The 19,046-nt window shown below is 68.7% G+C and carries 19 protein-coding genes; 9 read left to right on the top strand and 10 right to left on the bottom strand.

The window, feature by feature from the left end:
* Positions 1–3: 3 nt before the first annotated feature.
* From gyrB to dnaA, 6 genes are all read right to left on the bottom strand, one after another.
* The gene (gene gyrB, locus M2266_RS18130) at positions 4–2,037 is read right to left on the bottom strand and encodes a DNA topoisomerase (ATP-hydrolyzing) subunit B (protein WP_277439128.1); all 2,034 of its coding nucleotides are present in this window, start codon (positions 2,035–2,037) and stop codon (positions 4–6) included.
* A 257-nt stretch (positions 2,038–2,294) separates the two neighbouring features.
* Positions 2,295–2,933: a DciA family protein gene (locus M2266_RS18125; protein WP_277439127.1), complete on the bottom strand. Its 639-nt coding sequence runs from the start codon at positions 2,931–2,933 to the stop codon at positions 2,295–2,297.
* Positions 2,930–4,063 (bottom strand): DNA replication/repair protein RecF, encoded by a 1,134-nt coding sequence (gene recF, locus M2266_RS18120; protein WP_277439126.1) that lies wholly within the window; start codon positions 4,061–4,063, stop codon positions 2,930–2,932. The genes M2266_RS18125 and recF overlap by 4 nt, the downstream gene beginning before the upstream one ends.
* A 28-nt stretch (positions 4,064–4,091) precedes the next feature.
* Positions 4,092–4,970, bottom strand: coding sequence for a phosphogluconate dehydrogenase (NAD(+)-dependent, decarboxylating) (gene gnd / locus M2266_RS18115; RefSeq protein WP_277439125.1), 879 nt, complete (start codon positions 4,968–4,970; stop codon positions 4,092–4,094).
* A gap of 86 nt (positions 4,971–5,056) precedes the next feature.
* Positions 5,057–6,187: a DNA polymerase III subunit beta gene (dnaN, locus tag M2266_RS18110; protein WP_138351178.1), complete on the bottom strand. Its 1,131-nt coding sequence runs from the start codon at positions 6,185–6,187 to the stop codon at positions 5,057–5,059.
* A gap of 878 nt (positions 6,188–7,065) precedes the next feature.
* Positions 7,066–8,826, bottom strand: coding sequence for a chromosomal replication initiator protein DnaA (gene dnaA, locus M2266_RS18105; protein ID WP_277439124.1), 1,761 nt, complete (start codon positions 8,824–8,826; stop codon positions 7,066–7,068).
* Between the two features lie 397 nt (positions 8,827–9,223).
* Here dnaA and rpmH point away from each other — a divergent pair, with 397 nt between their 5' ends.
* The 9 genes from rpmH (at position 9,224) to M2266_RS18060 (ending at position 15,901) form a co-directional block, all read left to right on the top strand.
* Positions 9,224–9,361, top strand: coding sequence for a 50S ribosomal protein L34 (gene rpmH, locus M2266_RS18100; RefSeq protein WP_138351176.1), 138 nt, complete (start codon positions 9,224–9,226; stop codon positions 9,359–9,361).
* Positions 9,362–9,380: 19 nt separating this feature from the next.
* Positions 9,381–9,752 carry a ribonuclease P protein component gene (gene rnpA / locus M2266_RS18095; protein WP_277439123.1) on the top strand — a complete coding sequence of 124 codons (372 nt, stop codon included), beginning with the start codon at positions 9,381–9,383 and terminating at the stop codon, positions 9,750–9,752.
* The gene (yidD, locus tag M2266_RS18090) at positions 9,749–10,081 is read left to right on the top strand and encodes a membrane protein insertion efficiency factor YidD (RefSeq protein ID WP_277439122.1); all 333 of its coding nucleotides are present in this window, start codon (positions 9,749–9,751) and stop codon (positions 10,079–10,081) included. The genes rnpA and yidD overlap by 4 nt, the downstream gene beginning before the upstream one ends.
* Positions 10,082–10,084: 3 nt before the next feature.
* Complete coding sequence (gene yidC / locus M2266_RS18085) at positions 10,085–11,224, top strand: membrane protein insertase YidC (RefSeq protein WP_277439121.1); 1,140 nt, start codon at positions 10,085–10,087, stop codon at positions 11,222–11,224.
* A gap of 26 nt (positions 11,225–11,250) precedes the next feature.
* Positions 11,251–11,769, top strand: a complete 519-nt coding sequence (locus M2266_RS18080; RefSeq protein ID WP_277439120.1) for a R3H domain-containing nucleic acid-binding protein — start codon at positions 11,251–11,253, stop codon at positions 11,767–11,769.
* A gap of 93 nt (positions 11,770–11,862) precedes the next feature.
* On the top strand, positions 11,863–12,636 hold the full coding sequence (rsmG, locus tag M2266_RS18075) for a 16S rRNA (guanine(527)-N(7))-methyltransferase RsmG (RefSeq protein WP_277439119.1): 774 nt from the start codon (positions 11,863–11,865) through the stop codon (positions 12,634–12,636).
* Between the two features lie 243 nt (positions 12,637–12,879).
* A complete protein-coding gene (locus M2266_RS18070) occupies positions 12,880–13,929 on the top strand; it encodes a ParA family protein (protein ID WP_277439118.1) in 1,050 nt (349 codons plus the stop codon).
* Positions 13,926–15,020, top strand: a complete 1,095-nt coding sequence (locus M2266_RS18065) for a ParB/RepB/Spo0J family partition protein (protein WP_277439117.1) — start codon at positions 13,926–13,928, stop codon at positions 15,018–15,020. Before M2266_RS18070 ends, M2266_RS18065 begins: the two co-directional genes overlap by 4 nt.
* A 263-nt stretch (positions 15,021–15,283) precedes the next feature.
* A complete protein-coding gene (locus M2266_RS18060) occupies positions 15,284–15,901 on the top strand; it encodes a GNAT family N-acetyltransferase (RefSeq protein WP_277439116.1) in 618 nt (205 codons plus the stop codon).
* 99 nt (positions 15,902–16,000) lie between these two features.
* Here the strand turns inward: M2266_RS18060 and trxA are convergent, their stop codons facing one another.
* The 4 genes from trxA to sigM form a co-directional block, all read right to left on the bottom strand.
* Positions 16,001–16,339: a thioredoxin gene (gene trxA / locus M2266_RS18055; protein WP_138351167.1), complete on the bottom strand. Its 339-nt coding sequence runs from the start codon at positions 16,337–16,339 to the stop codon at positions 16,001–16,003.
* Positions 16,340–16,388: 49 nt separating this feature from the next.
* Complete coding sequence (gene trxB / locus M2266_RS18050; RefSeq protein WP_277439115.1) at positions 16,389–17,339, bottom strand: thioredoxin-disulfide reductase; 951 nt, start codon at positions 17,337–17,339, stop codon at positions 16,389–16,391.
* A gap of 101 nt (positions 17,340–17,440) precedes the next feature.
* Entirely contained in the window at positions 17,441–18,352 is a 912-nt protein-coding gene (locus M2266_RS18045) for a hypothetical protein (RefSeq protein WP_277439114.1), read from the bottom strand.
* The gene (gene sigM, locus M2266_RS18040; RefSeq protein WP_277439113.1) at positions 18,349–19,026 is read right to left on the bottom strand and encodes an RNA polymerase sigma factor SigM; all 678 of its coding nucleotides are present in this window, start codon (positions 19,024–19,026) and stop codon (positions 18,349–18,351) included. The genes M2266_RS18045 and sigM overlap by 4 nt, the downstream gene beginning before the upstream one ends.
* Between the last annotated feature and the right edge of the window lie 20 nt (positions 19,027–19,046).

Genomic DNA, 19,046 nt, shown 5'->3' with positions numbered 1-19,046 from the left:
GACTCAGATGTCGAGGAAGCGGACGTCCTTGGCGTTGCGCTGGATGAACGAGCGCCGCGCCTCGACGTCCTCACCCATCAGCACCGAGAACAGGTCGTCGGCCTGCGCGGCGTCGTCCAGGGTGACCTGGCCCAGCACGCGGTGGTCGATGTCCATGGTGGTGATCCGCAGCTCCTCGGCGTTCATCTCGCCGAGGCCCTTGAAGCGCTGGATCGCGTCTTCCCGGACCCGCTTGCCCTGCTGGCGGCCGATCTCCATCATCGCGTCGCGCTCGCGGTCGGAGTACGCGTACCCGAAGTCGTCCCGGCTCCACTTGATCTTGTAGAGCGGCGGGCGGGACAGGTAGACGTGGCCGGCCTCGACCAGCGGGCGCATGAAGCGGAAGAGGAAGGTCAGCAGCAGGGTGTTGATGTGCTGTCCGTCGACGTCGGCGTCCGCCATCAAGATGATCTTGTGATAGCGGAGCTTCGCGATGTCGAAGTCCTCGTGCACACCGGTGCCGAACGCCGAGATCAGCGCCTGGACCTCGGTGTTCTGCAGGATCTTGTCGATCCGCGCCTTCTCGACGTTCAGGATCTTGCCGCGGATCGGGAGGATCGCCTGGTACTGCGGGTTGCGGCCCGACTTCGCGGAACCACCGGCCGAGTCACCCTCGACGATGAAGATCTCGCACTTCGTCGGGTCGTTCGACTGGCAGTCGCTCAGCTTGCCCGGCAGCGAGGCGCTCTCCAGCAGCCCCTTGCGACGGGTCAGGTCGCGCGCCTTGCGGGCCGCGACCCGCGCGGTGGCCGCGTTGATCGACTTGCGGATGATGTCCGCGGCCTCGTTCGGGTTGCGGTCCAGCCAGTCCGTGAGGTGCTCGTGCACGGCCTTCTGCACGAAGGTCTTCGCCTCGGTGTTGCCCAGCTTGGTCTTCGTCTGGCCCTCGAACTGGGGCTCGCCCAGTTTGACGGAGATGATCGCCGTCAGACCCTCGCGGATGTCCTCGCCGGCGAGGTTGTCGTCCTTCTCGCGGAGGAACTTCTTCTCGCGCGCGTAGCGGTTCACCAGCCCGGTGAGCGCCGCACGGAAGCCCTCCTCGTGCGTACCGCCCTCATGGGTGTGGATCGTGTTCGCGAAGCTGTAGACACCTTCGGTGTACTGGGTGTTCCACTGCATCGCGACCTCGACGGAGAGCAGCCGCTCCTTGTCCTCCGCCTCGATGTCGATCACGGTCGGGTGAATCAGCTCGCCCTTGCGGGAGTTGAGGTGATTCACGAAGTCGACGATGCCGCCCGGGTAGTAGTACTTCACCGAGCGCACCTGGGGGGCGTCCTCCGCCTCCTCGACCACCTCGGCGCCGACGGTGGCCTTCGCCGACTCGCGCTCGTCGGTCAGCGTGATCGTCAGGCCCTTGTTGAGGAAGGCCATCTCCTGCAGCCGCCGCGACAGCGTCTCGAAGGAGTACTCGGTGGTCTCGAAGATGTCCGGGTCGGCCCAGAACGTCACCGTGGTGCCGGTGGTGGACGACGCCTCGTTCTTCGCCAGCGGAGCGGTCGGAACACCCAGCTTGTAGTCCTGCGTCCAGCGGAAACCGTCACGGTGGACCTCGACGGTGACCTTCGTCGACAGCGCGTTGACGACCGAGACGCCGACGCCGTGCAGACCGCCGGAGACGGCGTAGCCGCCGCCGCCGAACTTGCCGCCCGCGTGCAGCACGGTCATGACGACCTCGATGGCGGGCTTGCCCTCGGACGCGACGATGTCCACGGGGATGCCGCGGCCGTTGTCGACGCAGCGCACGCCGCCGTCGGCCAGGATCGTCACGTCGATGGTGTCCGCGTGCCCGGCGAGGGCCTCGTCGACCGAGTTGTCGACCACCTCTTGCACCAGGTGGTGCAGGCCGCGCTCACCGGTGGAGCCGATGTACATGCCCGGACGCTTACGGACCGCGTCGAGGCCCTCGAGCACGGTGATCGCGCTGCCGTCGTAGACCGGACTGGAGTTCTCGTTGGGGTTGCCGGAATCGGCCACGAAGCGCCCTTTCTGGCACAGCACGAGCCGTCTCCCGCCGAGCGGGATCGGCTGCGTCGTTCGACATGTACCGCGACTGGGCGGCTTACGTATCAGTCTACCGGTAGCGCCGACATGAATGGGGCTTTGGCGGTACCTGAGTTCCCACGTGCCGACCTGAACCACACTCGCCCGACTCCCTACACGTGGACCAGGGCCAGAAACGGCTCACACAGGCGTCCAGGGCTTCTGGCTGTCAACCCTCGATTACGGTGAGCAGGGTCTCAGCAGACGCAGGGTCCTCACCCGTATGTGTCGCCCGGGCCCTTGCTGCCCGGCGCACGCAGCCGGCCGTACGTACGCGGCGGCCCCATCGGCCCCAACACCTTGATCAACTTCACCGTGCCGTGGCCCAGATCGCTGTTCAGCCGCGCCACCAGCGTCGGAGCCAGCAGCCGCAGCTGCGTCGCCCACGCCGTGGAGTCGCACTGCACCGTCAGGACGCACTCCTCCTCGTCGTACTTGGCCGGCTCGCAGTGCTGCGCCACGTCCTCGCCCACGATCTGCGGCCAGCGGCCCATGACACCGCCCACCGCGGCCGGCGCCTCCCAGCCGCGCTCGGTGATCAACCGGCTGATCGCGGCACCCAGCGGCAGCGGATCGCGGCCGTCGGCGCGCGCACCACTGCGCAGGCCTCCGCGGCGCGCCTGCTTCTTCTGCTGCGTCGCGGCACCCCGCGCCCGCGCCTGCTCCTTGGCCGCGCGCAGCGCGACCCGCGCCAGGTCGACGCCCGACAGGCCGTCCCCCGGCGCCGCGGCGCCCGCACCTGTGGTCCCCGGGGCGGGCAACGCGTCCGACGACCGGGAGGTCGGCACCGCTCCCGACGTTTTCGAGGCGGCCGGCTTTCCCGCCCCCCGGCCGCCCGGCAGCTGCCCGCTCATGACACACGCTCCGCGGCGCCCTGCTCGACGGCGAACCGCGCCCCGGCCAGCAGATCCGGCACATCGTCCTCCACAGCCGCCGTGACCAGCACCTGCTCGCCCGGCGCCACCAGCTCGGCCAGCCGACGGCGGCGCTTGGCGTCGAGCTCCGCGAAGACGTCGTCCAGGATCAGCACCGGCTCCCTGCCGTCCGCGCTCAACAGCTCGTACGACGCCAGGCGCAGCGCCAGCGCGTACGACCAGGACTCGCCGTGGCTCGCGTACCCCTTCGCCGGCAGCCGGCCCAGATTCAGCAGCAGGTCGTCCCGGTGCGGACCGACGAGCGTCACACCCCGTTCGATCTCCTGCTTGCGGGACTCGCCCAGCGCCTCCAGCAGCAGCCCGGACAGCTCTTCGCGGCCGCTCGCTCCGGCGAGCCGTTCGCCGATCGAACTGCGGTACTCCAGGGCGACGGGGCCGCCCCCGGGAGCCAGCTGCTCGTACGCCTTGTCCGCCAGCGGCTGCAGCGCGGCCGTCAGGTCCAGCCGCTGCGCGAGCAGCTCCGCGCCGACACCCGCCAGGTGCTGGTCCCAGACGTCCAGGGTCGACAGGTCGCCGCCCTTGCCGCCGTGCCTGCGGGCCATCGCCGCGCTCTTCAGCAGCGTGTTGCGCTGTTTCAGCACCCGCTCGTAGTCCGATCGGGTACCCGCCAGGCGGGGGGTGCGGGTGGTGAGCAGCTCGTCGAGGAAACGGCGGCGCTCACCGGGGTCGCCCTTCACCAGGGCGAGGTCCTCGGGGGCGAACAGCACGGACCGCAGGATTCCCAGTACGTCGCGCGGCCGGACCTGGTTCGAACGGTTGATCCTGGCCCGGTTCGCCCGGCCCGGATTGATCTCCAGCTCGACGAGCTGCTGGCGGTCGCCCTGCACCACCTGGGCCCTGACCACCGCACGCTCCGCCCCCGAGCGCACCAGCGGCGCGTCGGAGGCCACCCGGTGGCTGCCCAGCGTGGCCAGGTACCCGACCGCCTCGACGAGGTTGGTCTTGCCCTGCCCGTTGGGGCCCACGAAAGCGGTGACGCCCGGGTCGAGCGGTACCTCGACCCGGGCGTAGGAGCGGAAGTCGGCTAGCGACAGGTGCGCTACGTGCATGGCTGTGCGCCGGCCTCCCCGGTGATGACTACTTCTTGTTCTCGACCGCGTGGCCGCCGAACTGGTTGCGCAGCGCGGCGATCATCTTCATCTGCGGGGAGTCGTCCTGACGGGACGCGAAACGGGCGAACAGCGACGCGGTGATCGCCGGCAGCGGCACCGCGTTGTCGATCGCGGCCTCCACCGTCCAGCGGCCCTCGCCCGAGTCCTGCGCGAAGCCGCGCAGCTTCTCCAGGTGCTCGTCGTCGTCCAGCGCGTTGACCGCCAGGTCGAGCAGCCAGGAGCGGATGACGGTGCCCTCCTGCCAGGAGCGGAAGACCTCGCGGACGTCGGTGACCGAGTCCACCGCCTCCAGCAGCTCCCAGCCCTCGGCATAGGCCTGCATCATGGCGTACTCGATGCCGTTGTGGACCATCTTGGCGAAGTGGCCGGCGCCGATCTTGCCCGCGTGGACCGAGCCGAACTCGCCCTCCGGCTTGAGCGCGTCGAAGACCGGCTGCACCTTGGCGACGTCCTCCGCGGAGCCGCCGTACATCAGCGCGTAGCCGTTCTCCAGGCCCCAGACGCCGCCGGAGACGCCGCAGTCGACGAAGCCGATGCCCTTGGCCTTCAGCTCCTCGCCGTGCTTCTCGTCGTCGGTCCAGCGGGAGTTCCCGCCGTCCACGACGATGTCACCGGGGGAGAGCAGGCCGCCGAGCTCGTCGATGGTCGACTGGGTGGCAGCGCCGGACGGGACCATCACCCACACGACCCGCGGACCCTTGAGGCTGTCCACAAGCTCCTTGAGGCTGTGGACATCGGCTACGTCCGGGTTCCGGTCGTAGCCGATGACGGTGTGGCCCGCGCGGCGGATGCGCTCGCGCATGTTGCCGCCCATCTTGCCGAGACCGATGAGACCGAGCTCCATCGCAGATCCTTCGTTCGAAGCGTGCCTGACCTAGACCGAGCCTACGACGGCCCCGCGCGACCGGCGCAGCCGGAGACGCCCGGCGGTCAGCCGGAGAGGCGCACCGGCATGATCAGGTACTTGTAGGCGTCGTCCGCCTCCGCGTCCACGGCCGGGCGGCCGCTGAGCAGCGCGGGCTTGGTGGACGTGGTGAAGGAGAGCTGGGCGACCGGCGAGTCGATCGCGCTGAGCCCGTCCAGCAGGAACGTCGGGTTGAAGGCGATCGAGATGTCGTCGCCGTCGAGCTTGGAGTCGACGCGCTCCACAGCCTGTGCGTCGTCGCTGGAGCCGGCTTCCAGGGTGAGGACGCCCTGCTCGAAACTCAGCCGCACCGGGGTGTTCCGCTCGGCGACCAGCGCGACACGCTTGACCGCCTCGACGAAGGGCGCGGTCTCGATGACGGCGACCGAGGCGAACTCGGTCGGGAAGAGCGTGCGGTACTTCGGCAGGTCGCCTTCGAGCAACCGGGTGGTGGTGCGGCGGCCGGCGCCCTCGAAACCGATCAGGCCCTCACCGGCGCCGGAGCCCGCCAGCGCGATGGAGACGGTGTCTCCGCTGGTCAGGGACTTGGCGGTGTCCAGCAGAGTCTTGGCGGGCACCAGGGCGACCGCGGAGATGTCCGCCTGCTCGGGCTTCCACATGAACTCGCGGACCGCGAAGCGGTAGCGGTCGGTGGCGGCGAGGGTGACGGTGTCGCCCTCGATCTCGATCCGCACGCCGGTCAGTACCGGCAGGGTGTCGTCGCGGCCGGCGGCGATGGCCACCTGGGCGGCCGCGGCGGCGAAGACCTCACCGGGCACCGTGCCGGACGCGACCGGCATCGCGGGCAGCGCCGGGTACTCCTCCACAGGCAGGGTGTGCAGGGTGAATCGCGAGCTGCCGCAGACCACGGTGACCCGGGAGCCCTCGGTGGAGATCTCCACAGGCCTGTTGGGAAGTGCCCGCGTGATGTCGGCGAGCAGCCGGCCGGAGACGAGGACCGTGCCGTCCTCCTCGACCTCGGCGTCGACCGCGACCCGGGCCGAGACCTCGTAGTCGAAGCCGGAGAGGCTGAGCCTGCCCTCCTCCGCCTTCAGCAGCAGCCCGGCGAGGACCGGCACCGGGGGACGGGCCGGAAGGCTGCGGGCTGCCCAAGCCACTGCCTCGGCAAGTACGTCGCGCTCCACCCGGATCTTCACCGGAACCGCCTCCTGCTTGTTGCTGGCTGTCGGTGAACAGTCTGACAGCCGGCGCAGACAGTCGGTGCGGGTTGAGGTCAAGCCGGGCACGGAGGTGTCGGGCGGCTCCGGCCCGAGTTGTGCACACCCCATGCTTCCGAGCAGTTTCCCCGTTATCTATGTGTAGTCGTAGTAATAGGTGTTGTGGATACCGTGGATAAGTGGTTCCTGCGCAGGTCAGGGCACGTTTTTTATCCACCGCGCCTGTGGGCGGGGCCGGTGCATAACCACCCGCTTCTGTGGACGGCCAGAAGTTGTGCACACCGCATACACAGGGGACCCCCACTTCTCCCCAGCACTGTCCCCAGAAATACCCGGGTTCTCCCCAGCCCAATCCACCCCCCTGGTGTGACGCGGTTCACTCTCCCCGGGGACAGACACCATTTTGTTGCCGAACAGTGGACAAACGTGTGGAGAAGCTGTGCACAACCCTCTCCAGCCTGTGGGCGGGCGGTGGACAACTGCCGGACCGTCCGTTGCCCACAATTTTTGTCCACAGGGTGTGGACAATGGTTTCCCACAAATCCACACGCTGCTGACCTCGCCTGATGAGTATGCAGCGGGCGTGCCTGTGGAGGGAGTTGGGACAACTTCCCAGTCCCCAGGGTGTGGACGGCCGTTTCGGGCCCCACCTGTGGAGAAGCCCCGGTCAGGGCTCGGGATTCGAACAAAAAGAAGCGCCCCGGGAGTTCGACTCTCGGGGCGCTCGGTGTTTTCGACGTCGTTCGGACCGGATTCAGGGCTGGATTCACGACTGGCTCAGGGCGGCTCAGGGCGGCTCAGGGCGGTTCAGCGTCGCTCCAGGGCCGGTTCGGGGCCGGTTCGGGGACTGCGGACCGTCAGCTCTTGATGCGGTTCGTCAGTTCGGTCACCTGGTTGTAGATGGACCGCCGCTCGGCCATCAGCGCCCGGATCTTCCGGTCCGCGTGCATCACCGTCGTGTGGTCGCGGCCGCCGAACAGCGCGCCGATCTTCGGCAACGACAGGTCCGTCAGCTCGCGGCACAGGTACATGGCGATCTGACGGGCGGTGACCAGCACCCGGCTGCGCGAGGATCCGCACAGGTCGTCCACGGCGAGGCCGAAGTACGCCGCGGTCTCCGCCATGATCGCGGGCCCGGTGATGTCCGGCACCGAGTCCTCGCCGCCCGGGATCAGGTCCTTGAGGACGATCTCCGTCAGCTGCAGGTCGACCGGCTGCCGGTTCAGGCTCGCGAACGCGGTGACGCGGATCAGCGCGCCCTCCAGCTCGCGGATGTTCCGCGAGATGCGCGAGGCGATGAACTCCAGCACCTCGGGCGGGGCGTTGAGCTGCTCCTGCACCGCTTTCTTGCGCAGGATCGCGATCCGGGTCTCCAGCTCGGGCGGCTGGACGTCCGTGATCAGACCCCACTCGAAGCGGTTGCGCAGCCGGTCCTCCAGCGTGACCAGCTGCTTGGGCGGCCGGTCGGAGGAGAGCACGATCTGCTTGTTCGCGTTGTGCAGGGTGTTGAAGGTGTGGAAGAACTCCTCCTGCGTCGACTCCTTGCTCGCGAGGAACTGAATGTCGTCGACCAGCAGGATGTCCATCTCGCGGTACCGCTTGCGGAAGGTGTCGCCCTTGCCGTCGCGGATGGAGTTGATGAACTCGTTGGTGAACTCCTCCGAGCTCACGTACCGCACCCGGGTGCCGGGGTAGAGGCTGCGCGCGTAGTGCCCGATGGCGTGCAGGAGATGGGTCTTGCCGAGCCCGGACTCCCCGTAGATGAAGAGCGGGTTGTACGCCTTGGCCGGCGCCTCGGCGACCGCCACGGCCGCGGCGTGCGCGAACCGGTTCGACGAGCCGATGACGAAGGTGTCGAAGAGGTACTTGGGGTTCAGGCGGGCCGTCGGCTCGTTCGGGGGGTTGCCCTGGCCGCCGCGGCCGGGGGGCGCCTGGTCGTGGCGGCCCTGGTCGCGGTGGTGGCCCGAGTCGTGGCGGCCCGGGTCGTGCCGGTCGCGCTCCGGCGGGGGGGAGCGGTAGCCGCTCTGCGGCGCCGGAGCGTAGGACTCGCGGTCGCGGTCCGTCGAGTAGCGGTCCCGCTCGCCCTGATAGCCGTCGCGTTCCTGGAAGCCGCCGAGCCGCGGCTGCTGCCAGGGGTCGTCGGCGGCGGGCCGGGGGGGCCACTCGTCGGCGCCGGGGCGCCCGGACGGATGGTCGGGGTAGGCGCGACGCATCCGGGGGCCGTCGTCATGGGACGGGCGCTCGGCCTGCGGGCGGTCGTAGGACTCGTCGTACTCCCGCCGGTGCTGTCCGTACGGGGAGGGCTCCTGGACCGGCTCCTGCTGGGCCGGCGCCGGACCGTCCTGGTCGCTGCCGGACGCGACCGCGATGGCGATGCCGACGGGGTGCCCGAACTGTGCGCTCAGGACTTCGGTGATCAGGGGCAGCAGGCGCCCCTCGAGGACACTCTTGGCGAACTCGTTCGGAGCGGACAGCACCGCGGTGCCCGCGACGAGGGCGAGCGGCTGGGTGCGTTTGAGCCACTCCGCGTCCTTCGGCTTGAGGTCCTCGCTCTCCGCCAGGATCTTCTGGAGTACGCGTGGCCACACTGCGGCAAGATCGGCGGATACGTCAGCCACAGTGCACGCTCTCTCAGTCGCTGGTGGTGCCGAGGAATCCCACGAAGGTGTGGTTCTTGGGACGGGCGGGAAGGATGTCGGGTCGGGTGTGCGGTAGATGCCCGAGTTCGGCCACGGTAGTCAGCGCAGGCCCAGTGGTTCAAGTCGTTGTCCACAGCCTGTGCACAAACGGCGCCCCAGGTGACCCCGGTTTGACCGGATGGGTCAACCGCACGTACCGTATCGAGGTCGAGTTGTCGATGGCTGCTGCCGCCTGCCTACCGATGGGCGAGGATCAACCGGGACCCCCTGGAAGATCGTCAAGCGGTGCACCAAAATGGTCCGCGAGTTTCTCGTGGGCGCACGGTGACAGCCAGGCGACGTCCCGCCTTCACCCGATTTTCCCTGGAGCCCCCGAGTGAGCAAGCGCACCTTCCAGCCGAACAACCGCCGTCGCGCCAAGACCCACGGCTTCCGCCTGCGGATGCGTACGCGTGCGGGTCGCGCCATTCTGGCGACGCGCCGTGTCAAGGGCCGCGCCCGCCTGTCCGCCTGATCGCAACAGGTCACATGCCGTGCTGCCCACCGAGAATCGGCTGAGGCGGCGCCAGGACTTCGCGGCAGCGGTACGCCGAGGACGCCGAGCGGGTCGCCCGCTTCTGGTTGTCCATCTGCAAGCAGAGACCATGGACCCGCACGGGCCGGGGGGGAACGCTCCCCCGGCACGTGCGGGTTTCGTCGTGAGCAAAGCAGTCGGCGGCGCCGTGCAGCGCAACCTGGTGAAGCGCAGGCTGCGGCACCTCATACGCGAGCGGCTCGCCCTGCTGCCCCCCGGTAGCCTGGTAGTCGTACGAGCGCTGCCCGGAGCGGGTGGTGCTGACCATGCACAGCTGGCCCGCGACCTGGACGCCGCACTGCAGCGGCTGCTGGGAGGGGTTGCGCGATGAAGTACCCACTGCTGGCACTGATCAAGGTGTACCAGTGGACCATCAGCCCGTTGCTGGGCCCGGTCTGCCGGTACTACCCCTCGTGCTCGCACTACGGGTACAAGGCCATCGACGTGCATGGAGCGGTGAAGGGATCGGCACTGACCGCCTGGCGCATCCTGCGGTGCAATCCGTGGTCGCCCGGCGGCGTCGATCACGTTCCGCCACGCAAACGCCCCCCGTGGCACGATCGGCTGCGCAACACGTTGCGCGACAGCAAGGGCGGTCCCTCCGCCGTCGCTGAGACCAGCCCGGCCGCAGAGACCTCGCCCCATGCTCAAGGAGCCTGATTAGTGGACACGATCTCGAATCTGTTCAGTTTTATCACCACACCGGTCTCCTGGATCATCGTCCAGTTCCACTCGGTGTACGGGAAGATCTTCGGCGCCGACAGTGGTTGGGCCTGGGGCCTGTCCATCGTGTCGCTCGTGGTCCTGATCCGGATCTGTCTGATCCCGCTGTTCGTGAAGCAGATCAAGTCGACCCGCAACATGCAGGCGCTCCAGCCGAAGATGAAGGCGATCCAGGAGCGCTACAAGAGCGACAAGCAGCGACAGTCCGAAGAGATGATGAAGCTGTACAAGGAGACGGGTACCAACCCGCTCTCCTCGTGCCTGCCGATCATCGCGCAGTCGCCGTTCTTCTTCGCCCTGTACCGCGTGCTGAGCAGCATCGCCAACGGCCACACGATCGGCTCGATCAACCAGCCGCTGCTGGACAGCGCCAAGCAGGCGCACATCTTCGGCGCTCCGCTGGCGGCCAAGTTCACCGAGAGCGCCGACAAGGTCGCGGCGCTCGGTGCCTCCATCACGGACGTCCGGGTCGTCACCGCGATCATGATCGTGATGATGTCGGCGTCGCAGTTCTACACGCAGCGCCAGCTGATGACGAAGAACGTCGACATGACGGTGAAGACGCCGTTCATGCAGCAGCAGAAGATGCTGATGTACGTCTTCCCGGTCATGTTCGCCGTGATGGGTGTCAACTTCCCCGTCGGTGTCCTCGTCTACTGGCTCACCACCAACCTGTGGACCATGGGCCAGCAGATGTTCGTCATCCGCCGGAACCCGACGCCGGGCAGCCTGGCCTTCCAGCAGCGCCAGGACCGGCTGCGGGCCAAGGGCAAGCTGGTGGAGCCGCCGGAGGAGATCGCGGCCAAGGAGGCCGTCGAGGTCGCCCGCGCCAACCGTCAGCAGCCGAAGCGGCAGACCAAGGCGCGCCGCACGACGACCACCGGCACCGCCGGCTCGACGTCGGGATCGTCGGTCGCGGCCGCTCCGGACAAGGCGGCTGACAAGCCCAGCCTGACGAAGAAGGAGCCCGGGGACGCCAAGCCGTCCTCCGGCGGTTCCGGCGCGTCCGGCTCGCCCAGAACGTCCAAGGGTGGACAGCGCAAGGGTCCGCAGCGCCCCAAGCACCCGTCCAAGAAGTAGTGCAGAACCTGATGAGGAGCCCATCCGTGACGGAAGGCAACAGCACCACTGTGACCGACGGCGGCTCCGCCGATCGCCTGTCCCGCCTCGAGCAGGAAGGCGAGATCGCCGCCGACTACCTGGAGGGTCTGCTGGACATCGCGGATCTCGACGGGGACATCGACATGGATGTCGAGGGCGAGCGAGCTGCTGTCTCGATCGTCGGCGACTCCAACAGCCGCGACCTGAACAAGCTGGTCGGGCGGGACGGCGAGGTGCTTGAGGCGCTGCAGGAGCTGACCCGGCTCGCGGTGCACCGGGAGACCGGCGACCGCAGTCGGCTGATGCTGGACATCGGTGGCTTCCGGGCCCGTAAGCGGACCGAGCTGGCGCTGCTGGGTGCCAAGGCGGCGGACGAGGCGAAGGGCACCGGGCAGCCGGTGAAGCTCGACCCGATGACGCCGTTCGAGCGCAAGGTCGTGCATGACGCGGTCGCGGCCGCCGGGCTGCGTAGCGAGTCCGAGGGCGAGGAGCCCGAGCGCCGGGTGGTCGTGCTCCCGGTCTGATCGGGCCGAGCACGGCCCTGTACGGCTCAGTCGGCCCCGTTCGCTCGCGGACGGGGCCGATCCTTGTAAGCCTGGAGTCGCCGGCGTGCGGCGATGGGATCGACGGAAAGGACAGTCCTCGTGACGGAGGCAGCAGCGGAGGCGGCGGCGGAACTTCCCGCACCGCCCGAGCAGGCGCAGGCAGTGTTCGGCGAGCGTTTCGCCGATGCGGTCCGCTATGCGGAGCTGCTGGCCGACGCGGGGGTGCGCCGGGGTCTGATCGGTCCTCGTGAGGTGCCGCGGCTGTGGGAGCGGCACCTGCTGAACTGCGCGGTGCTCTCCGAGGTGATTCCGCGGGACATGACGGTGTGCGACGTTGGCTCCGGCGCGGGGCTGCCGGGCATTCCGCTGGCGCTGGCCCGGCCGGATCTGCACATCACGCTGTTGGAGCCCCTGCTGCGAAGGACCACGTTCCTGGACGAGGTCGTCAAGCTGCTGTCGCTCTCCAACGTCACCGTGGTGCGGGGGCGCGCCGAGGAGATGGTGGGCAAGCTCCCGCCGGTGGACGTGGTGACGGCCCGTGCGGTGGCGCCGCTGGAGCGGCTGGCCGGCTGGGGTCTTCCGCTGCTGCGTCCGCACGGCGAGATGACCGTTCTCAAGGGGGACACGGCCGAGGAGGAGCTGAAGGCGGCTCGGGCCGCGCTGGGCCGACTCGGGGCGGTGGAGACCTCCGTGGTGCAGGTGGGCGACGGCGTGGTGGATCCGCTGTCGACGGTGGTGCGCGTCGTGGTCGGGGAGAGCCCCGGCGGGGTGCGGGCGGCTACGCGCCGTGCGAAGGCGGCGCGGGCGAGCCGGGCGGCCAAGAGCACCGGCCGACGTCGGCACTGAAGCTCGCCGCAGCGCGTTCTACTCCATACAAACGGCCAAAACGACATAATTCGGAGTGTCTCCGAGATAACGGGCACATCGCTGTGCATCGTGTTCCACGTGAAACGTCGCTCCCTGCTCCCAGGAGTCCTCAGCCGCGGTCGTGCGGCGGCTGAGGCGCGCGCCAAGAAGCCCCCGAAGTCGGCCCATGAGGTGGATTCATCCACAGGCAGTCGGGCCTCGCTGGTTCATGACCCCGAAAGCATGGCAGGCTCTGTGCATTGCGAGCCTGTAGTCGAGGAGAGTGAATCCGTGCGGTCCGACGCCAACATCGCGGGACCGATGACCGATCCGGTCCCCGGTCCCCGTTCGGAATCATTCGGGGGTGATGTTTCACGTGAAACATTGCCCCCGATGGACGACACCCCCATCGGTCGCGCCGCCCAGTTGGCGGTCGAAGCGCTCGGTCGGGCCGGCGAGGGCCTCCCTCGGCCGGCTCAGACCCGCGTGATGGTGGTGGCCAATCAGAAGGGCGGGGTCGGAAAGACCACGACCACGGTCAATCTCGCCGCCTCGCTCGCCTTGCACGGCGCGCGGGTGCTGGTGATCGACCTCGATCCCCAGGGGAACGCCTCCACGGCGCTGGGCATCGACCACCATGCCGATGTGCCGTCGATCTACGACGTCCTGGTGGAGAGCCGACCGCTCTCCGAGGTCGTCCAGCCAGTCCTCGACGTCGAGGGGTTGTTCTGCGCTCCGGCCACGATCGACCTCGCCGGCGCGGAGATCGAGCTGGTCTCCCTGGTGGCGCGGGAAAGCCGGCTGCAGCGAGCCATCGAGGCCTATGAGCAGCCGCTGGACTACGTTCTCATCGACTGCCCGCCCTCGCTCGGACTACTCACCGTAAACGCCCTGGTGGCGGGCGCCGAGGTGGTCATCCCGATCCAGTGCGAGTATTACGCGCTGGAAGGCTTGGGGCAGCTGCTCAAGAACGTGGATCTGGTCCGCGCTCATCTCAATCCCAAGCTGCATGTCTCAACCATTCTGTTGACCATGTACGACGGCCGGACCAGGCTCGCCGCCCAGGTCGCAGACGAGGTGCGTACCCACTTCGGCAAGGAAGTGCTGCGCACGAGCATCCCCCGCTCGGTCCGGATCTCGGAGGCACCCAGCTACGGCCAGACCGTGCTGACCTACGACCCGGGATCCAGCGGGGCCCTGTCCTACCTCGAAGCGGCGCGCGAGATGGCCTTGCGTGGCGCTGAGGGCACCAATGAGCACGATCAGCACAGCATGTCGGAGGGGATCCAGTGAGTGATCGACGCAGAGGGCTCGGCCGTGGTCTAGGCGCGCTGATCCCAGCGGCGCCGTCATCGGCGAGTACATCGCCGTCGGCGGTACCGCTTCTGACAGCGGACCGCAGCATGCTGGCGGCCACCAAGGTCGCCGGTCTGAACCCCAGAACCCATGATGCTCCGCCGGTGGTGGACATCCCTGTTTCACGTGAAACCGAACCTGATCCACCGGCAGCCGAGGCGCCCGCGGCGCCGAGCGCGTACTTCGCCGAGTTGCCGATCGACTCGATCACGCCGAACTCTCGTCAGCCCCGTGAGGTGTTCGACGAGGACGCGCTGAACGAGCTCATCACTTCCATCAAGGAAGTGGGCCTGCTCCAGCCGGTCGTCGTGCGACAGGCAGGGCCCGAGCGCTATGAGCTCATCATGGGCGAGCGCCGGTGGCGAGCCTGCCGGGAAGCCGGTCTGGCGAACATCCCGGCGATCGTCCGGGCCACCGAGGACGAGAAGCTCCTCCTGGACGCGCTGCTGGAGAACCTGCACCGCGCCCAGCTGAACCCGTTGGAAGAGGCGGCGGCCTACGACCAGCTGCTGCGCGACTTCGCCTGCACGCATGAGCAGTTGGCCGACCGGATCGGACGTTCGCGTTCGCAGGTCTCCAACACGCTGCGCCTGCTGAAGCTCTCGGCGCCCGTGCAGCGACGGGTCGCGGCCGGAGTGATCTCCTTCGGGCACGCACGCGCTCTGCTCTCCCTGGAGGACGGGGAGGATCAGGATCTGCTGGCGCACCGCATCGTGGCCGAGGGGCTGTCGGTGCGGGCGGTCGAAGAGATCGTGACCCTGATGAACGCGGAGCCGAAGAGCACGAAGAAGGCCGTGGGTCCGCGGGCCGGACGGCGGGTCTCCCCGGCACTGACCAACCTCGCGACGCGGCTGTCGGACCGTTTCGACACCAGGGTGAAGGTCGACCTGGGGCAGAAGCGCGGAAAGATCGTGGTGGAGTTCGCCTCGATAGAGGATCTGGAGCGGATCCTGGGGACGATGGCCCCCGGCGAAGGCAAGGTACTGGAGAGCAAGCTCGAAGACGAACCCGACGACGACGTCGAATAGTCCGTGCCTCAGGGGAGCGGGTGGTGTTCCGACCGGAACACCACCCGCTCTTTGCTTGTGCTCAGTGTCCTGGGACCGGGGGCGAGACTACGATGCCTAGAAGGTAGGGAGCCTCTCTGGGGAGGGAAGCCCATGCGTGCGGCGAAGGTAGGACTGGAGCACGAGCGGCATCTGGCCGCTCTCGTAGCCGCAGGACTGAGCTTGGGGGCGGTGGGGGGATTCGTGGGCAGTTTGGTTCGCGACAGAAATGAGGGTCTGGCCACATGGGGCGTCGGCTCGTTCCGCTCACGTTGGACAACCTCTCGGATCTCCCCAAGCGCTGCAGATCGTGCGTCTTCTGGGAACTCGATCCGGTAAGTGGTGAGGCCGCCGTCCAGGCGGGCAAGCCGGAGCTGGAGAAGGAGGCGTGGATCTCCGCGGTTCTGCTGGAGTGGGGCTCGTGCGGCCGGGTGGTGTACGTCGACGACGTCCCGGCCGGCTTCGTCCTCTACGCTCCACCGGCGTACGTCCCGCGTGCCACAGCCTTCCCCACCAGCCCGGTGTCGCCGGACGCGGTGCAACTGATGACCGCCAGGATCATGCCCGGGTACCAGGGGCAGGGCATCGGGCGGGTTCTGGTGCAGACCGTCGCCAAGGATCTGGTGCGGCGCGGAGTCAAGGCGATCGAGGCGTTCGGTGACGCCAAGTGGGCCGAACCGGGATGCATCCTGCCGGCTGATCACCTGCTGGCGGTGGGCTTCAAGACGGTGCGCGCCCACCCGCGCTATCCCCGGCTGCGGCTGGAACTGCGATCGACGATCTCCTGGAAGGAAGACGTCGAGATGGCGATCGACCGACTACTGGGAGCGGTACAGAAGGAGCCGGTCCTCCGGCCGCTGTGAGTGCGCCGGAATCCCGGAACGCGAACAGGCCCGCTCCTTCGAGGAGCGGGCCTGTTTCACGTGGAACAGTCGAGCGGCGGAACACCGCACGGCGTCGACTCAGACGGCGTCGCCGATGAAGTCCGCGAGGTCGCGCTTGATGGCGGCCTTCGGCTTGGCGCCCACGATGGTCTTCACGACCTCGCCGCCCTTGTAGACGTTGAGCGTCGGGATCGACATCACGCCGTACTTGGCAGCGGTGACCGGGTTCTCATCGATGTTGAGCTTGACGATGGTGATGTCCTCGGCGTGCTCCTCGGCGATCGCCTCCAGGGAGGGGGCGATCTGCCGGCACGGGCCGCACCACTCGGCCCAGAAGTCGACCAGCACGGGCTTGTCGCTGGCGAGGACCTCCTCGGCGAAGGTCGCGTCGGTCACAATCTTGGTCTTGCCGGCCACGGCAGTCTCCTCAGGCTCGATACGTGTGGGGGGGGGAGGGTGTTGACGGTCAGGCGGTCTTCTCAGCGTCCGCGAGGGCGGCGAGGAAGCGTTCGGCGTCCAGCGCGGCCGAGCAGCCGGTGCCGGCTGCCGTGATCGCCTGACGGTAGGTGTGGTCCACGACGTCACCGGCGGCGAAGACACCCGAGACGTTCGTACGGGTGCTGGGCGCGTCGACCGTGAGGTATCCCTCGCCGTCCAGTTCCAGGACGCCCTTGAACAGCTCGGTGCGCGGGTCGTGGCCGATGGCGATGAACAGCCCGGTGACGGGCAGCTCGGAGGTCTCACCGGTCTTCGTGCTGCGCAGCGTCAGGCTGGTCAGCTTGTTCTCACCGTGGATCTCGGCGACTTCGCTGTCCCACACGAACGAGATCTTCGGGTCGGCGAAGGCACGCTCCTGCATGGCCTTCGAAGCGCGCAGGCTGTCGCGGCGGTGGACGATCGCCACGGACTTGGCGAAGCGGGAGAGGAACGTCGCTTCCTCGATCGCCGTGTCGCCGCCACCGATGACGGCGATGTCCTGGTCCTTGAAGAAGAAGCCGTCACAGGTGGCGCACCAGGAGACCCCGCGTCCGGAGAGCTGGTCCTCGTTGGGGAGATTCAGCTTGCGGTGCTGGGAGCCGGTGGTGACGATGACGGCCTTCGCCCGGTGGACGGTGCCCTCGGTGTCGGTGACGGTCTTGATGTCGCCGCTGAGGTCCACCGCGACCACGTCGTCCGGGACCAGCTCGGCGCCGAAGCGCTCTGCCTGGGCGCGCATGTTGTCCATGAGGTCCGGACCCAGGATGCCCTCGCGGAAACCGGGGAAGTTCTCCACCTCGGTGGTGTTCATCAGCGCACCGCCTGCGGTGACCGATCCCTCGAAGACCAGCGGCTTCAAAGCGGCACGCGCTGTGTACAGCGCGGCGGTGTAGCCCGCAGGCCCGGATCCGATGATGATCACGTTACGGACGTCGCTCACGGGTGTCTTCCTCGTCTCTACCGACTACTGCGGGGCCCTGGCGGGACTCTCGTCCTGCCTAACGGATCCTACGGGTCCGGCATTCCCGCGCCGGTACGCCGTCAGTGGGCGTACGTGCCCTGACGGAGTACCTGGCCCGGTTCGGTGGTGCAGGAGGCGTCCACGACATACAGGTCGACATGGGCCGGGTCGCCGGGATGAGGCAGGACCACCAGATACGCGTCGGTGCCCTCGTAAGGTTCGTGCGCGGAGGCGAGCGGCTGCTCGGTGCGGTGGATGCCGTTCTTTACACACGGCGGTAGTGGGACGGAGTGGGTGCGCAGCGGCGTGAGGGCGGGGGTGTCGGAGCCGTTCGCCGGGGACTCCGGGTTCACTCCCGCGACGCTGGTCTGCGTTCCCAGCAGATCCCGGACACGTGTCTGCAGATCGCCGGCGCCCGAGGAGTTCCTCTTCGCCTCGGCCGAGCCTCCGGGCCGCTGTGCGACGCCGTTGGTGGCCATGTCCTTCTGGGCCGCGTCGTGCGGGGCCGAACCCGCGTCGAGAGAGTGCAGCAGAACGCCGCCGAGGCCGAGGACCGCGGCCGTGGAGGCCGTGACGAGCAGTGTCCTGGCCCAGCGGCGCCGGGGGCGGGCGCGGTGGCCGCGTCCGGGTCCCGTCGAGGCCGGGGCGTGGCCGCTGGGGCGATCGGCTGCTGTCGGTACCGTTCCCTGGGGAAGCGAAGCGTCGACTGTTCCACGTGGAACAGTCGCGGGCGCCGTCGAGTCGAGCAGCGCTTCGGCGGCAAGGGCGGCATCGATGCGTCCGGCGATGTCCGCAGGCATGCGCGGGGGGCCGGGGAGGGTGCCCAGCAGGTTGCGGATCTCGTCGAGCGAGGTGCGCACGTCGGAGCAGAGATCGCACCCGTCGAGGTGGTCGCGTACGTCCGCGGAGCGGCCTGGTGGAAGGAGGCCTTCGGCCAGGTCCGAGATCTCCGAGACCTCGGGGTGCGCGTCCATCCCCGTCGTCGAAGTCACTGGTGGCCACCTCCGCCCTTTTCCGTTGCCGTCTCTGGGACGGATGTCCCCTCCGTCCGGTTCCTTCCCCGGCTGGGGTCCGCGTTACTCCCCTGGTCGGCGCGCAGATGAGTGAGGAGCGGAAGGAGCCGTGCCCGGCCGCGCGCGCATCTGCTCTTCACGGTGCCGGTCGGCACATCGAGCACGGCGGCGGCCTCTGCGACGGGGTAGCCCTGCATGTCCACCAGGACGAGGGCGGCGCGCTGCTCGGGGGGCAGGGTGGCCAGGGCCGTGACCAATTCGCGGTGCAGCTCGCCGCGCTCGGCGGGGGCGGCGGCGGATTCATGCGGTTCGAGGAGTGTCTCGAAGCGGTTCTCGTCGACGACGGGCGAGGTGCGGCGGGAAGCGGTCTTGCGCGCCCGGTCCAGGCACGCGTTCACGGTGATCCGGTGCAGCCAGGTCGTGACCGCGGACTGGCCGCGGAAGGTGTGGGCGGCACGGAAGGCGGACACCAGGGCGTCCTGGACGGCGTCGGCGGCTTCCTCGCGGTCCCCCAGGGTGCGCAGGGCGACCGCCCACAGGCGGTCGCGGTGGCGCCGGACGATCTCTCCGAAAGCGTCGGGGTCTCCCGCGACGTGCCGGGCGAGGAGATCAGCGTCGCTGGCCTCCTCCCCCGGCTTGCTGCCCTCGTCCACAAGCGCCTCCCCGTTCGCCG

Source organism: Streptomyces sp. SPB162 (genome assembly GCF_029504575.1).
Lineage (GTDB): Bacteria > Actinomycetota > Actinomycetes > Streptomycetales > Streptomycetaceae > Actinacidiphila.
This window is presented reverse-complemented; position numbering and strand designations above follow the sequence as displayed.

Bases quoted from the DNA above. Each gene is read 5' to 3' on its own strand.
- yidD (WP_277439122.1), top strand. From the start codon at position 9,749: ATGAAGTACCCACTGCTGGCACTGATCAAGGTGTACCAGTGGACCATC.
- rsmG (WP_277439119.1), top strand. From the start codon at position 11,863: ATGGGATCGACGGAAAGGACAGTCCTCGTGACGGAGGCAGCAGCGGAG.
- gnd (WP_277439125.1), bottom strand. From the start codon at position 4,970: ATGGAGCTCGGTCTCATCGGTCTCGGCAAGATGGGCGGCAACATGCGC.
- M2266_RS18125 (WP_277439127.1), bottom strand. From the start codon at position 2,933: ATGAGCGGGCAGCTGCCGGGCGGCCGGGGGGCGGGAAAGCCGGCCGCC.
- recF (WP_277439126.1), bottom strand. From the start codon at position 4,063: ATGCACGTAGCGCACCTGTCGCTAGCCGACTTCCGCTCCTACGCCCGG.
- M2266_RS18070 (WP_277439118.1), top strand. From the start codon at position 12,880: ATGGCAGGCTCTGTGCATTGCGAGCCTGTAGTCGAGGAGAGTGAATCC.
- M2266_RS18060 (WP_277439116.1), top strand. From the start codon at position 15,284: ATGGGGCGTCGGCTCGTTCCGCTCACGTTGGACAACCTCTCGGATCTC.